This is a genomic window from Alcaligenes sp. Me129 (assembly GCF_050487245.1).
GTDB classification, from domain to species: Bacteria; Pseudomonadota; Gammaproteobacteria; order Burkholderiales; family Burkholderiaceae_B; genus Alcaligenes; species Alcaligenes phenolicus.
The window spans coordinates 1-15,423 of sequence record NZ_JBKQGX010000004.1; the positions used below are offsets into that span (position 1 = coordinate 1).

Annotated in this window: 6 protein-coding genes; all 6 read left to right on the plus strand. The window is 54.1% G+C overall.

Annotated features, from left to right (window positions below; all coding sequences use genetic code 11):
• The coding region (locus tag ACLPGZ_RS05530; RefSeq protein ID WP_429641038.1) for a BapA/Bap/LapF family large adhesin at positions 1-2,301 on the plus strand (2,301 nt) is incomplete at its 5' end.
• A 151-nt stretch (positions 2,302-2,452) separates the two neighbouring features.
• Positions 2,453-4,642 carry a type I secretion system permease/ATPase gene (locus tag ACLPGZ_RS05535; RefSeq protein WP_429641039.1) on the plus strand — a complete coding sequence of 730 codons (2,190 nt, stop codon included), beginning with the start codon at positions 2,453-2,455 and terminating at the stop codon, positions 4,640-4,642.
• Complete coding sequence (locus ACLPGZ_RS05540; RefSeq protein WP_080748105.1) at positions 4,632-5,891, plus strand: HlyD family type I secretion periplasmic adaptor subunit; 1,260 nt, start codon at positions 4,632-4,634, stop codon at positions 5,889-5,891. Before ACLPGZ_RS05535 ends, ACLPGZ_RS05540 begins: the two co-directional genes overlap by 11 nt.
• A gap of 1 nt (position 5,892) precedes the next feature.
• Positions 5,893-12,519 (plus strand): CapA family protein, encoded by a 6,627-nt coding sequence (locus tag ACLPGZ_RS05545; protein ID WP_429641040.1) that lies wholly within the window; start codon positions 5,893-5,895, stop codon positions 12,517-12,519.
• Positions 12,516-13,442, plus strand: coding sequence for an alpha/beta hydrolase family protein (locus ACLPGZ_RS05550; protein ID WP_427975188.1), 927 nt, complete (start codon positions 12,516-12,518; stop codon positions 13,440-13,442). Before ACLPGZ_RS05545 ends, ACLPGZ_RS05550 begins: the two co-directional genes overlap by 4 nt.
• Before the next feature lie 3 nt (positions 13,443-13,445).
• On the plus strand, positions 13,446-15,125 hold the full coding sequence (locus ACLPGZ_RS05555; protein ID WP_429641041.1) for a hypothetical protein: 1,680 nt from the start codon (positions 13,446-13,448) through the stop codon (positions 15,123-15,125).
• Positions 15,126-15,423 lie beyond the last annotated feature (298 nt).

Here is a 15,423-nt window from a genome sequence, read left to right on the forward strand (position 1 = left end):
GCCGACGCCGATGCTGATGCTGATGCCGATGCCGACGCTGATGCCGATGCGGATGCGGACGCCGATGCGGATGCTGATGCCGATGCTGACGCCGACGCCGACGCTGATGCGGATGCAGACGCTGATGCTGACGCCGATGCTGATGCTGATGCTGATGCCGATGCGGATGCCGACGCTGACGCCGATGCAGACGCCGACGCTGATGCTGACGCCGATGCGGATGCCGATGCTGATGCTGATGCTGATGCCGATGCAGACGCCGACGCGGATGCAGACGCCGATGCAGATGCAGATGCAGATGCAGATGCTGACGCCGATGCTGATGCCGATGCGGATGCCGACGCTGACGCCGATGCGGATGCCGACGCTGATGCTGATGCCGATGCCGATGCGGATGCAGACGCCGATGCCGATGCCGATGCGGATGCTGACGCCGACGCGGATGCCGACGCTGACGTCTCAGACGACTACTTCAGTGCCAAGCTGAACATTGAACCAACCGAATTGGGAACCAAGGTCCAGTTCGATGACGCATGGTCGATTATCGATGTCGGCGGTTTGTGGGATGCCTTCTTTGACGGTGCTCCACGTTTCAGCTTCAAGGTGGGTGAAGGCGAGACTGCTACCAGCGAAATTAGTGTGTCTTCGGGTTCCGCGATTGGCTTGCTTGAGAACGTCAAGGTTCAGTTGCGTGTCAAGGATGGGAACGGCAACTGGAAGGTTCTGGAAGAATCAGGCTCTGGTAGTTTGATCGATATCATTGGTCTCTCTGGTGGCAAGGCCAAGTTCACGATTCATGACCTGCCCCCAGGTGAGTATCAGGTGATCGCGGCTGTGCGTGGCCTGAAGTTGGTGAGCAAAACCGAGGTTCACGGCTCGACAACGTTCTATGACCACACGGAAGCTGGTTCTTACACGGCAACACCAGTAAGCGGCAATGTGCTCGATAACGACGCTGCTGGCGAAGGCGCCAAAGTGACTCATATCAATGGGGAACAAGTGGGTGCCAACGGTACAACGACGTTTGAAGGTAAGTACGGCAAGCTGACCATTGGTGCAGATGGTGAGTTTATTTACACGCCAAACAACGCTGATGGCTCCGGTATTGGCAAGGTGGAAACCTTCGAGTACACGATCAAGGCTGCTGACAATTCAACCAGCACCGCCACGATCCACATACGTATCGACAGTGACGGCCAAGGCCTGATCTGGCCCGAAGATCCGTCTCAGCCAGCTGAAGTTGACTTGGTTGCCAACAGCAACACGGGTGAAGCTGTTATCGACAGTGACTACCGTGTGACCCAAGGTGGACCTAGCGCGAAAGCTCCTAGCCAAGATATTGGCGGAATCCTTGCTGGAAAGGTTACCAAGACCACATCGGTCAGCTTTACGGTTGATCCAAACAGCAAAGCTAACGTCAAGATCACGGCTTCTTCACCTGACGAGCTTCTTGTTACCGATAGCTTGAAGGTGACGGTGACCGGTCCTGGTGGATATTCCAAGACCTACACGGGTTCGGGTGGTCTGTTCAGCAACCTGAGTGTTCAGGAAATGCTGCAAGGGCTTGAGGCTGGAAACTACACCGTTACGGCAACGTATCAGCGTAGAGGGACAGGCACGGGCGGCAAGTTGGAGCTGGGTTACGAGACTCAGTCGGTCACGCATCTGGATGAGTATGTCGTCAAGAACATTCACGGCGCGAGCGGTAATGTTCTGGCCGACGATCATCTGGCTTCGACCTACACCAAGTTCCTGATCAAGGACGCCAACGGCGCCTTTGTGGAGGTTGTGAATGGAACGACAGTGGAAGGTCTGCATGGCACGTTGACGATCAACACAAACGGCAGCTACTCCTACCAGCCTAAATCTAGTCTGGATGAGATTGGCCATGAGGACGTCTTTGAGTACCGTCTGGAGCATCCAAACGGCACGGAGGCTAACGCCACCCTGACGGTGGGCGTTGAGCGCGGTGAAGGTCCTTATGTTCCTGAAGCGTCCGCCTTTAGCGCTGACTTTGACGAGATGGGTGCAGATGAATCCGTCTTGTCCTTGGACAACGTTGAAGACCATACGTCAGAGACAACAGAAGAGACTCCAGTTCTTGAAGAGAGCATTGAGCTTCAAGGTACCGAGGACACTGATGTTGATCTGGGCGCATTGGAGGATGAACAGGAGCAGTCTGGCCAAGCCGCTGGCGAGCCAATCTCGTTTGAAGGCATCAGCGAAGAAGAACTGCTGGTACCGGAAGTCGATGTTGATCCCGTCATTGACGAGCTGGATGAGCACAGCCTTGTAGGCTAATTCATCACCGGGAGCACTGGGCTGCAAAGCCCAGTGCTTTTCTGTCTGCGCTGCCTATGCAGCGATTGTCTATTGGCAGACCTTTTTTCACTGCCCTGTACGCAGGTCACTGACAAGACGTTTGATCGTTGTATTTCACAAGGATGAATGCATGCCATTGCAGGAAGCCGTATCTGTTGCCTCAGCCTCCGAGGCCAGGCCCCAGGATTTGTACAAACCCTGGATTGACGCTGTTCTGTCCATAGCCAGGCATTACCGCCTGGATGTCTCGCCCCAGAATCTGGAGCTGACAGCCAATTGGTTGAAAACTCGGGACATTGCCTATGTGCTGCGCCGCCTTGCGAAAGAAGCGGGCCTCTATGTCAAACCCGTCACCTTAAGTGAAAGCGATCTGAATATCTGGCGTCTGCCCTTGCTGGTGCAGCTTGAAAACGGCCAGGTCGGGGTGGTTGAACAGATCAATGAAGGCGGTTTGCTGGGTATCCGTTATAGCGGTGATGAAGGTTTGCTTAGCGAAGTGGCGGTTGCGGATCTGTTGAGCAATGTGCGGGCGGCGTTTGTGATGCGGCCTGTTCATGCCGTGGCCGATGCCCGCGTGGATGACTACGTCAAACCTTTTGAAAAGCATTGGCTCAAGCAAATCGTCTTTAGCGACTGGCGCCCGTACTCCCATTTGTTTGTGGCGTCCTTCTTGATCAATGTATTGGGGCTGTCCGGGATTCTGTTTACCAGACAGGTCTATGACCGGGTGATTCCGGCCGAGTCCTATCCCACCTTGTATGTGTTGTTTAGCGGGGTGATGGTGGCCCTGGTGTTCTCTTTTACCTTCAGAATTGCCCGCAGCAAGGTCATCAATATGCTGGGTAAACGGGCAGACTTGCGCATTTCCGACCGGGTATATGGTCGTGTGTTGCGTATCCGTAATAGCGACCGGCCACAATCAACCGGCAGCTTGATTGCCCAGGTGCGCGAATTGGACAGCATTCGTGAAATGCTGACCTCGGCAACGGTGACCTCCTTGGTCGATATCCCGTTCTTTTTGCTGTTTTGCCTGGTGTTCTGGTATTTGGCGGGCAGTCTGGTTTGGGTGCCCTTGGTGGCTGTGGTGCTGATGATTGTGCCTAATTTGCTGGCGCAACCGCGCTTGCGCCAGTACGCCAGTCAATCTGCTCGCGAGGCCAGTTTGCGCAATGCAATTCTGGTGGAAGCGGTGCAAGGCTATGAGGACATCAAGACGACACAGTCCGAGCTGCGTTTCCAGAATCAATGGAATAACTTCAACGCGGCCAGTGCAGACGTAGCATTGAAATTGCGTTCTCTAAATAGCTGGCTCAGTAGCTGGACCAGTGCGGTACAGGGCTCGGTCTTTGCTGTCATTGTGATGTTCGGTGCCTTCAAGGTGATTGATGGTGAACTGAGCACGGGCTCGGTGATTGCCGCTTCTATTTTGGGGACACGCATGTTGGGGCCGATGGCCAAGCTGACTGGTGTTCTGTCCCGTTGGCAGCAAACCAAAGTTGCCATTGGTGCAATCGACAAACTCATGAGCTTGCCCACCGACGATGACGCAGTGGAGGAAGGGCGCATTCATGTTGCCAATGTTCGTGGCAACTATGTGTTCAAGGATTGCCAGGTCAGCTACCGCGCCGATAATCCCACTGTGGCTTTATCCATTAAAGATCTGCAGATTCGGGCGGGTGAAAAAATTGGCATTTTGGGACGTAACGGGGCGGGTAAATCGACTTTGCTGCAAGTGTTGTCCGGTCTGCTGATCCCGTCTGAAGGCACCGCCACGATAGAGGGCGTCAGTCTGGCGCATATCGATACGGCAGATTTGCGGCGTGATATGGGCTTGCTCAGTCAGAGCGCATCGTTGTTCTACGGAACCATACGCGACAACATTACCTTGGGTGCGCCGCTGGCCAGCGATCAGGACATCCTGAAAGCTCTGACCATGACCGGTGCCATCGAGTTCATTCAACGTTTGCCTACCGGCCTTGATCATGTCTTGACCGAGGGTGGGAAAGGCCTGTCGGGCGGACAACGTCAGGCCTTGCTCCTGTCGCGCCTGATTCTGGCCAATCCGGATGTGGTGTTGCTGGACGAGCCTACTTCGGCCATGGATGACGCCAGCGAGCGGCACTTTATTCGTAACCTTCATCACTGGGCACAAGACAAGACCCTGGTTATGGCCACGCACAAGCTGCGCATGCTGGAGCTGGTGGACCGGATTCTGGTGGTCAGCAACGGCAAGATCGTGATGGATGACAAGAAACAAGTCGTGCTGGACAAGCTGGCTCAAGGCGCAAAGAAAAAGCAGGAGCCCGCCAATGACAACTAAGAACTCAAACAAGCCCAAGAGCTCGGATAAGTCGGATCAAAGTCTGGACGCGGTTTTGCTCTTTGACCCCAATCGGGATCAGCACCAGTATCAGGACGATGTAAGCGAAGCGCAGATTGTGCGCTCCAACCGCATTATCTGGTTCTTTGGTTTGCTCCTGGTGGTGTTGATTGCCTGGGCCTACTTTGCGGAGTTGACAGAGGTTTCCTCGGGAACCGGCAAGATCATTCCCAACTCGCGTGAGCAGGTTATTCAGTCCCTGGAGGGCGGGATTATTTCCCATCTCTATGTGCGCGAGGGCGACATTGTGGAGCCGCAGCAAATTCTGGCGCAGTTGGATCTGACTAAAACAGAAGCGAACGTCGGTGAAAGTGCGGCCAAACACAGGGCGGCAGTAGCCAGCGTGGCACGACTGGAAGCTGAAGTGAACGGCACCAAGTTGAGCTTTCCGCAGTCCTTGAACGAGTTCCCCTCGTTGATTCAGGCCGAAACGCGCTTGTACAACACGCGCCAGGCTGGCTTGAATGAATCCATATCAGGCTTGAGGCAGTCCTTGGGTATTGTCAGCGAAGAATTGCGCTTGACCCAGTCGCTTGCTAAAGCCGGGGCTGCCAGCCATGTGGACGTACTCAAGCTGCAACGTCAGGTGTCGGAAATTCGTTTGAAGATTACCGAGCGGCAAGCCGAATACATGGTGAAAGCGCGCGAAGAGCTGGCGCGTGCCAAGGCCGAGGCGGACTCTTTGGAAGAGGTCATTCGTGGACGCTCGGACTCGCTGTCCCGCCTGACTTTGCGCTCGCCCGTGCGCGGTGTGGTGAAAGATATTGAAGTGACGACGCAAGGTGGGGTGATTCCACCCAATGGCCGCTTGATGGTGATTGTGCCTATGGAAGATCAGTTGCTGGTGGAAGCACGTATCTCGCCGCGCGACATTGCCTTTATCCGGCCAGGTCTGGAAGCCAAGGTCAAAGTCACAGCCTATGACTACTCCATTTATGGCGCCTTGAATGGCGAGGTGGTGACTGTGTCACCCGACACGATTCAGGACGAAATCAAACCCGAAGTTTTTTATTACCGCGCTTTTATCCGTACCACTGATGACGCCTTGGTGAACGAGAAAAGCGGCATTCGTTACCCCATTGTGCCGGGGATGATTGCCACGGTAGACATCAAAACAGGCGAAAAAACGGTATTTGAGTACCTGATCAAGCCTATTAATCGTGCGCAGGAAGCCTTGCGGGAGCGTTGAGATGAGCCTGTCTATTTTATTGAATCAATGTAAGCCGCTATTAGCGACGAAACTGGCTTCCGAGCCGGTGAGCGACTTGCCAGAAGGCGTACCAGCTTGCGTATTGTTTTTCAGCGTTTGCAATGGCCAGGAGCGTGCCCATGTGCAGATTTCTCAAGGGCAGAGTTTTGAGCAGGCATGGGAGCAGGGCAGTCAGACCTTGAACACCTGGATGGCCGGGCAGGATAAGCCCGCATTATGGTTGCGTGTGGATTTGGTAAATCGGGTAGAGGCGTATAGCTGGGCCGATCAACAAGAACGCATGAGTCTGTCCAAGCGTAATTACTTTCGTTTTGGCCTGTCCTTCAAGGCAGATTTTTCAATCGCGTTTTTGGAGCAGGAACTGGCCGCCAACGCAATTCTGTATGACGGCAAGCTGGGCGAGGCCACACCCAATGCGGTGAATCTGGCCCATTACTCCCGCCTGCGTTTTGGTCAGGCGCTGGATTGGCCACAAAACCCCGAGGAGACGGTCTGGCGGTTCAAGACGATGGCCGTGTTCAGCGATGGCCAGGACGTGCATGAGATAGAACACCAGGGCCGTCACAGTGGCTACCGCAAGGTGCTGGACTGGGGGCCTGGGCGTGTGCGTCATACCATTGATGCCAGTACCCAGTATCTGGCTGAGCAAGTTAAACAAACTGGCCAGTATCACTATGGCTGGTTTCCATGTTTTGACCGTGCAATTCCCACTTACAACGCCTTGCGTCATGCCAGCTCCACCTATGCCTTGCTGGAAGGATGGGAAGTCACGGGATTGGACAATCAGAAGCAGGCGATTGAACGCGCCTTGCAGTATCTGACTGAAAGCCTGATCAAGGTAATGAGCCTGCCTGATGGTTCTACTGCCGCTTTTCTGGTGGACACAGGCGATGAGATCAAGCTGGGGGGAAATGCTGTTTGTTTGCTGGCCCTGGTGAAATATACGGAGCTGACGGGCGATCAGCGGTACCTGCCTTTGCTGGAACAATTGGCGCTGGGTATTGTTTTCATGCAAGACCCTGAGTCCGGGTCCTTTGTGCATGTGTTGAACTATCCCGATCTGTCCTTGAAGGACGAACACCGGATTATTTATTACGACGGTGAGGCCGCCTTTGGCCTGATGCGCCTGTATGGTTTGACCCGCGATGCCCGCTGGTTGTCCACGGTTGAAAAGGCTTTTGATTTCTTCATCAAGGCCGAGCACTGGAAGGCGCATGACCACTGGTTGAGCTACTGCGTCAACGAATTGACCTTGTACAAACCGGAGCCGCGCTACTACCAGTTTGGCCTGGACAATGTGCACGGTTATCTGGACTTTGTACAAAACCGCATCACCACATTTCCTACCTTGCTGGAATTGATGATGGCGGCCCAGCGCATGATTGTGCGCATGCAGTCTGACGCCAATCCTCAGATCCAGGCCATGCTTGATGGCTTCCCGCTGGACACTTTTTATCAGGCACTGGAAATACGCGCCCGCAGCTTGCTGGATGGTTTCTTTTGGCCTGAGCTGGCCATGTACTTCAAGAATCCGGCACGTATCCTGAATGGCTTCTTTATCCGTCATCATAGTTTCCGGGTGCGGATTGATGATATTGAGCACTATTTGTCGGGGTATGTGGCGTATTTGACGTATTTGAAATCCCAGGGCATCGGACTCTCTATAGGGACCCCACAGCTGGCAGCAGGACCTCTTGTCGACACGCCGGAAGATGTAGGCCCGTCGATTGTATGGGGCGGGGACGTGAACTTGGGACGGCGCCAGCATTACCGAACTAAAGAATTGGGCGCTGACAAGGTCTTGCAGGTTCCTCCTTTGCGGGATGCGGACTTGTCTATCGTTAATTTGGAATGCGTTATTGCGACACAGGGCGCACAAGGCATTTCCAAAGGGGAAGGGGGGCCGTATTACTTCAGGGCCAGACCCGAAATGCTGGAAGTCTTGTTGCGCTCAGGGGTGAACGCGGTAGTCACCGCGAATAACCATGCGGGTGACTATGGTGGGCAGGCCTTGCTGCAGCAGGCAGAGCTATTGGATGCCATGGCTATTGCTCACGCTGGAAGTGGTGCGAACCGCAGACAAGCCTTCAAACCTTTTTTTGCAAAAGCGGGCCGCCTGACCGTTGCGGTATTTGCAATTGATATGACTCAGCATCGTTTCGCTGCGAAGGAGGCGGAGCCTGGGACGGCCTATCTTGCGCCTGATGATCCAGACCTGATTAGAAAGACCTTGTCTCCTTTGGTGAAAGCGGCTCGCAAGCAAGCCCATGTTGTGCTGGTTGCGGTGCACTATGGAGCGAACTTGGCGGACGAACCGGCAGAGCAAGATGTGGCGGCGGCGCGTGCTGTGATTGATGCCGGAGCGGATGCGGTTCTTGGGTCGTCGGCTCACGTACTGCAAGGTATAGAGATCTATCAGGGGCGCCCGATTATCCACGATGCGGGTGACCTGTTATTTGATGCGATCCGGCAGGATTTTGTGGATTCCGGGGTATTCAAGCTGGAGATCAATGCCAGGGGGGTGAAGCGGGTGAGCTTTATTCCAGTCGGCGTCGGCTTTGGACAAACCCTATGTTTGGAGGGAGACGCTGCTGTCGCTGCCGCCCGTCGTTATGCCCAATTGTGTGAGTCACAAGGAACCGCCGTCCACTGCACCAAAGATGGCACTGTTTATGTGGACTTGGTGCTGACGGCCAGAGGCGCCCCGCGCACTGTTGATTTGGCAGCCACTCCGGCGCCTCGCAGAGCAAAATCCTTGCGTGTACCCGAAAATAAGGAGTGGACGGTAGCGCAGGTTCCGGAAGATGCTGTTATTCCTCCGGTAAAGATTGGCCCTTTGCGTTTGCTAGGGCTGCGAGTTTCGCCCTCGGTGATTACTCACCGTACGAGCTTGTGGGTGGAGTCATTCTGGACTGCTGATGAGGCGGTTGGAACGGATTTTCGCCTGGACTTTCGAGCAGCTCCCGTACGGCGCACTTCCATGAGCCCATGGGGGATTGCCATGGATCATGATCCTTGCGATTGGATGATGCCGACCTCTCGCTGGCAGGCGGGGAAAATATACCGAGACTTCTATAGTCTGCGTCCCCCGTACTTGCCCAAACTCAAGAACGTCCCCCTTCAATTGGAAGTGGGATTAAAGAGTGCCGAGGCGGCTTTCGCGCGGGTCAAACTTCCGCGCGTGGTGCATTTGGCGATTCCAGGTAGAGATGAAGAGCTACGCCCTGAAAAAGGGCTGCACACATATCGCACGGACTATCCGGCTATCACTCGCAGGGATGAGCAAGACAAGACATGGACGGCCGACGAGCTGGCTCAGGTTACAGGGGGCATTTGGTTGGTTCAGCCTCCAGAGGGCTGGTATGTAAAGTCCCTTGTCGCCGGCGAAAAGCATATTGATATGTTGCCTGGTCCGAGCTTGTTTGTTGCTCACGATTCGTTTGATCGACAACGGCATGAGCAATCCAGTATGCCTGCCAGGAATTTTGACCGGCACCGCGTCCTGGCTCGTGTTTGCGGCAAAGTGGTTGGTGCTATTGTCAGCAAGCCTGTGCAGGGCTTACCGGCAGATTTCCCTGTGCTCTATGTAGCAGATCCGATCAAGTCCTTGATAGAACTAGGTCTGGCGGCCCGTCAACGGTATACCGGCCCTTTGATTGCTGTGACGGGAACAGTTGGTAAGTCAACAACTTCCGATATGCTCAAAGGCATTTTGCAAGGGCATGGCGGGAAGATTCTGGCCAGTATTGATAACTACAACTCGCGTGTTGGTGCGCCCGCATTGCTGGCCAGCCTTGCTCAAGACTATTCTGCGGCGATTGTTGAGGTCGCGCAAAGTGCACTCTGGATGAAACGGGGGCCGGTCACCCGCCTTCTAAAGCCGACGGTGGCGATCTTGACGGAGGTCGGTTTATCACAAACCAATGCCAATATTCGCAGCCTGAAAGATGTTGCCCATTGGAAGTCCAGAGTCTTTGATTCCCTGCAAGATAGTGGCGTCGCTGTGATTGGCGAGCACCTCCCTCATTTTGAATACATTTTGGAGCAGGCACGTAACTTTGCCTCCCAGGTCATCGTGTACGGGGAGTCCAGCACGTGTGGACTGCTGTTGGAGCTGGTGTCAGAGGATGAGTCGGGCTCGCTCATCAAATTCACCTATGGGACGGATACCGCAGTAATCCGAGTGCCTGTTCCTGGCGTGGGGGGCAGGCACAATGCCGCCGCCGCAATCGCCGCGGCTTTGGCAACCGGGTATCACCTGGAGGATTGTCGAGAGGGGGTTGAGGCTTATCAGTTGCCGCATGCGCGCTTGCAGCGTATCTGTGCCTCGCTGGGAGATCGCACATTTGATTTGATTGACGACAGCTATAACGCAGAGGTGTTGTCGATGATTAATGCGTTTTCTGTGGTGGGCGCCATGGAGGTTACTGGCCGAAAAATAGCCGTACTGGGCCGGATTGTTCATTTAGGGGATATGGCTGAGCAACTGCATGCCGGTTTGGCTGAGCCTGTCATGCAAACCGGTTTTTCTCTTGTTGTGACACAGGGCGAGGAAATGCTGGCCTTGCGCAACAAGTTGCCTGCTTCCTTATTAGGACCGCATTGCCAGAATGCAGCTGAAGTCCTTGAGTTTCTGCATCAGGAAATTCGCACAGGCGACTTGGTGCTATTGAAGGGGTCTCGACGAGACTCGGACTTCGGGACGATTGGAGAAATCCTGGGAAAGTCCGACCTGCCCGCTAACCAGCAAATTATTCAGGAGGTGGTGGCACAGGGAGAAAACCTGTTCCAGGACTCTCCTTTTCTGGGCTGGAAGGGCGATATTGTGCGGACGGTTGTTAGCCATTACGCAGTTAAAAAAGCTTGCACAGTGCGTTCGGAGCGGGGACTGGTCTTTAGTGTGACGCTGCCTGATGGGGGCCGTACAGAGTATTTTTCACAGAATAATCCGGCGGGTTCGATGTTCGCTTTTGCGTTGACGGCCGACAAAAGCTTAACCAAGCGGTTCTTGCAGTATTACGGTTTTCCATGCCCTCAAGGCGCGGAGTTTACAGATAAGGAAAAGGCCTTCAACTATTTGCAGCAGCGGGGTATCCCGCAGGTTGTCAAACCTGTTCAAGGCTCGGGCGGGAAGGGGATCAGCACCAATATTGAAGGAAGGCAGGCTTTTGATCGTGCCTGGAGTCTGGCGACCGAGCGGGGTGCGCGGCGTGTGGTGGTAGAGGATTTTGTACAGGGCGATGAGGTACGAATAATCACGGTAGGTGGTCAGTATGCGGCGGCTATGTGTCGGGTACCTGCTTTTGTAGTGGGCGATGGCAGCAGCACCGTGCAGGAACTGATCGACACGAAGAATCAGCACCGGATGCTAAACCCGCTTTTGGGGATTTATCCCATTCGTAACTTTGACTATTTTCTTGCGCAAGGGCGAGAGCTGTCGGATGTCCCAGCGGCAGGAGAGCATGTCCGTTTAAGCTCAGTGTCCAACTTGGGCATGGGGGGCGATAGCGTCAATCTGACTGAGCAGATCGATAAACGGATTATTCGTTGCATTGAGCAGGCTGCGGCGGCCATCCCTGGTGCGACCTTGTTGGGCTTTGATGTACTGATCAAGGATTTCAAGGGCGATGGCAAACCGGGCAATATCGCTATTCTTGAAATTAACTATAACTGCGGCACGACCAGCCCTTATTTCAATGTCTATGGCAAGGCAGTCAATATCCCTTTGAAGTTGCTGGAGTTTATAGAGCGTGGGGAATACATGACTGCCAACAGGCAGACTGGTCCGGTTCAGATAGAGCCTGCTCCTCTGTTTGACGAGAATCTTGCAAATGAGCTAGCAGGCCAGAGAGATCAAGTGAGTTTGCTGCGTCGTTCGGCCTTGGCCTTGGGCTTGAAGCTGGATGCCATTAGTGAAACCCTGACCGTGGTTTCGTCCGAGAGTCAGCGCTTGGGTTTTCAGAAGGGCTTGTGCTCCTTAAGTCGTTCGTTGGCACGTCGTGCCAGCAATGATCGTGATTGGACCTTAAGGGCGTTGAAGCGTGCCGCTTTGCCGGTTCCCGCAGGCCGTTTGTTCAAGCCTGAGCAGGTGTCGGAAGCGTGGAAATATGTATGCTCGAAAAAGACGGAGATGCTTGTTCAGCCTAATCTAAAGAGGGGCAACCTGCTTTCCTATGCCGTTAACAAGTCTGACGGAAAAGCCTTCGAGCAGGAATGGGACAAACTCAGCCGCAAACTTCGGCCTATGTATTGCGAGGCGCAGGTAAGTGGCAGCGAGTTCCACTTTTTTGTGGTGGGCAACTCGATTGTGGCGGCTCTTGCGCAACCACAGGATGATGCAAAAGCGTACGTGGACTGCACGGAACAGGTACATGGCAGCTGGGCTCGGGTTGCGAGCCAACTTAGGCAGGCCATGTATGGACCGGTGCACCTCGGTTTCAGTATTCGAGCCCAGTCGGTGCGGAAGTCGGCAGATGAACAAGAATGGCATGTCGTCGATGTGACGACTGACCCTCTGTTTGCCCGCTTCTGCTTTAGCCAAGGCGGACGTGATGTGGTGCACGCCCTGTTGACGCATGCGTTTTCTCTTGAACTGGTGGATGCATGAAAGGGCGCTACGTTTTACAAGCCCGTGTCCGGGCGGGCGTGTTCGCTATTTTGATGGCCGGACTTTCTGTCAAGCCAGCTTGGGCGTATACGGTCGCCGTGGACGAGGCGCCTTTGGCGTGGAGTGCCCAGGCTAATAGCCAGCAGTGCCCCAATGCGCCTAGCTACTTGTGGGTTGAAGGGGATGTGGGGCCTGCGTGCATTCGATATTTTGCGGCAGGGCAGTTGGAGAAGGCCGAGGTGCTTATCGTTCAATTTTATGGCGATAGGGATAAGTCCTTGCGGCAAGCGCCCGAGGATATTGAAAACAATACCTTGTTGGCGCAACAAGCCTATGCCGAAAAGCAAGCGGCATTGGCTGGTCGGCCATGGCTGGTCATGGCCAGGCCAGGGACGTACGGTTCCAGCGGTGACCATCGAAAGCGTCGTTATCAAGAAGAGTTTGTGGTTTTAGGCCGGGCCTTGGATGAACTCAAGAGGCGCTATGGCGTTAAAAAGCTGGTTCTGTTGGGGCATAGTGGTGGGGCTACCGTGATTGCGTCTTTGCTGACAATGGGACGAGACGATATACAGTGCGCTGTCATGAGTTCAGGTACGTACAACTATATGGCCAGGAACATTTTGTGGCGCATGAGTCGACATCGTTCGCTGGACTTTAATGCGGCGAGCCAGCGAATTTTTGATCGTTATGACCCTGTTTTCCATGTTCAGGGTGTGGTGCCTGATGACACTCGTCAGCTGTATATCGTTGGTGATCCTCGGGATACCAATACGCCATTCCATCTGCAGGTTCAGTTCGCCTGGATGCTGCGCGGTTATGGGCACCGTGTTGATGTAGTGGAAATGGAAGGCAAGGCGCCTTCGTATCACAATTTGCTAGGCAGTGGTTCCAGTCAGTTGGCCATAAGGTGCGCCGGAAACTAAGGTATGCAAGCGCTTAAGCACTTTTGGAGTGTTTATTACTCTTTAGCCCGCTACACCGCAGGCAGCCTGCTTCTGATCGTGCTTCTAGTCCTGTGCTCGCTGGCCGCCTTGCTGATCAGCCTGGTCTTGCCCTGGCAGTTATTGACCGCCATTGATGGCCGCAGTTCGGTGCGCTGGCATTGGTTGATTGCTGATCAACCCGTGATGGCGATTGGCCTGATCGTACTGGCGGCTTTTGTCGTGCACGTTTTATGTGAATGGGCCATTGGGCAGGTCGGAAAGCATGGCGCGCAAAAGCTGCTGGATGCGCATGCCAAGATCGGCTTGCCCATCGGGTACCAAGGCAAGACACGCAAGTACTTCATGATTCTGGCCCGCTTGCTGTCGTCCAGTATTTTGCTGTTGGCGGTGCTGTTCTTGCTCTTGTGGGTGTATCCCTCGCTAGCTTTGGGAATGACCGTGTATTTGCTGGTGTGCTCGTTATTGGCTGTTCTGGCCTGGTATTACCCAGCGTTTCGAGTGCTGGTGCAGGCAGAGGGCCTGTCCAAATACGGTTGGCATTTAGGTTTCATTTTTGTACTGGCCTGGATTGTCTTTACCTATCCCTATGTGCAGGCTCCGGCGCTTGTGTGGATTGTGATCTGCGTGATTGCCTGCAGGCAGATGCTGATTCAGCTATTTACCTCCTTGCTGCGTGTACAACTGCTTTGGAAAAATCAGGAGCAGGTGTTTCTGCTGTTCCTGCCTGATCGTGTGCAAGGCGCTAAAGCCATTCAAGAGCCCTTGGGTTTGCAGAAGTACATCCAGGATCTGTCTGTGCCCTATACCGGCTTGACGGAGTTGACGACACTTCTGGGCTTGAAAGGACAGGTCAAGCAGGCCTCCTGTTTTCTGGTGGAAAAGGGGCATGCCGCTTATGTGTCCTTACTTCAGGAACCAGCAGGGGATCACAGCAGCACCAGCCTGCTTAAGCTTTACGATGCCAGTCGGCAAACGGTAGGCGAGCATGAACGCACCTTGCTGGAGCAAGCCTTGCCGCATTGGCCTGTTCCGCCTTTGCTGGCTGTGCATCAGGACAAGGATTTGCAGGCCTTGATCTGGCCATGGGAAGCGCAGGCGCAATGGTTAAGTGAGTCGGAAAAACGCAAATGCGGGACATCTTTACGTACGCGCTTGTTGGCCTGTTCGATTTCCGAGGACTTGCAGGCGCGCTACGAGCGCGCGAATGCTCCTTTGCATGAGCGCTGGTTCAAGGAGCTGGATTGGCAAGCCTGTCTTCTGATGGCCGAGGACGAGGCAGCAAGAGAACGCCTGGACCGCTTTAGGGACAAGCAGGTTCTGATTTCAGAGCGTTTGGAGGCCTTGCCAGGGCAACTGGTCTTGCCCAGCTTGTTGGGTAGACGAGTGGCACGCAGTCCGGCGGGTCAACATTGGTTGATGAGTTGGAGCCGATGGCAATGGATGCCTGCGGGGGCGGGGTGGCCGTCGGCAACATCACCTGCCGTGATGCGACAAGCTTTGCAAGAGGCATCCGCGTATCGACGTGAGTTGTTGGCGGTTGATCTTGAGGATGCCATGCTGGCTTGCCAGATTTATGCGCTCTGGTTCCGAAGTGTGGCCAAGAACCTGTCCATGGCCGATATTCTGATTACGCGCTGTTTGTCTTTACTGCCAGCAGAATAGGTCCACTGAATAGGCGTTTTGTGGCTTCTGCTGGCGGCTCTTGTACTGAAATTCCTCTTACCAAAGCCCATGATGAAATTTAAATTTCATCATGGGCTTTGCGATTTCACTTTCAGGTGGCAGAAACTTTCCAAGCAAGGGTTTACACCTTGTTTTTACCTGAAGCCCTTATTTAAAGCCGTTCTTGGCGGGCTTCAATCTTCCCTGTTTTTCCCTTTTTTCTATCTCCAAGGGTAAATACGGAGCCAAATCATCGCATCTATAATTGAAATTAAAATTTTATTAAGTATTATTTGAA

Coding starts and splice junctions, on each gene's coding strand:
- ACLPGZ_RS05535 (WP_429641039.1), top strand. CDS start 2,453: ATGCCATTGCAGGAAGCCGTATCTGTTGCCTCAGCCTCCGAGGCCAGG.
- ACLPGZ_RS05540 (WP_080748105.1), top strand. CDS start 4,632: ATGACAACTAAGAACTCAAACAAGCCCAAGAGCTCGGATAAGTCGGAT.
- ACLPGZ_RS05545 (WP_429641040.1), top strand. CDS start 5,893: ATGAGCCTGTCTATTTTATTGAATCAATGTAAGCCGCTATTAGCGACG.
- ACLPGZ_RS05550 (WP_427975188.1), top strand. CDS start 12,516: ATGAAAGGGCGCTACGTTTTACAAGCCCGTGTCCGGGCGGGCGTGTTC.
- ACLPGZ_RS05555 (WP_429641041.1), top strand. CDS start 13,446: ATGCAAGCGCTTAAGCACTTTTGGAGTGTTTATTACTCTTTAGCCCGC.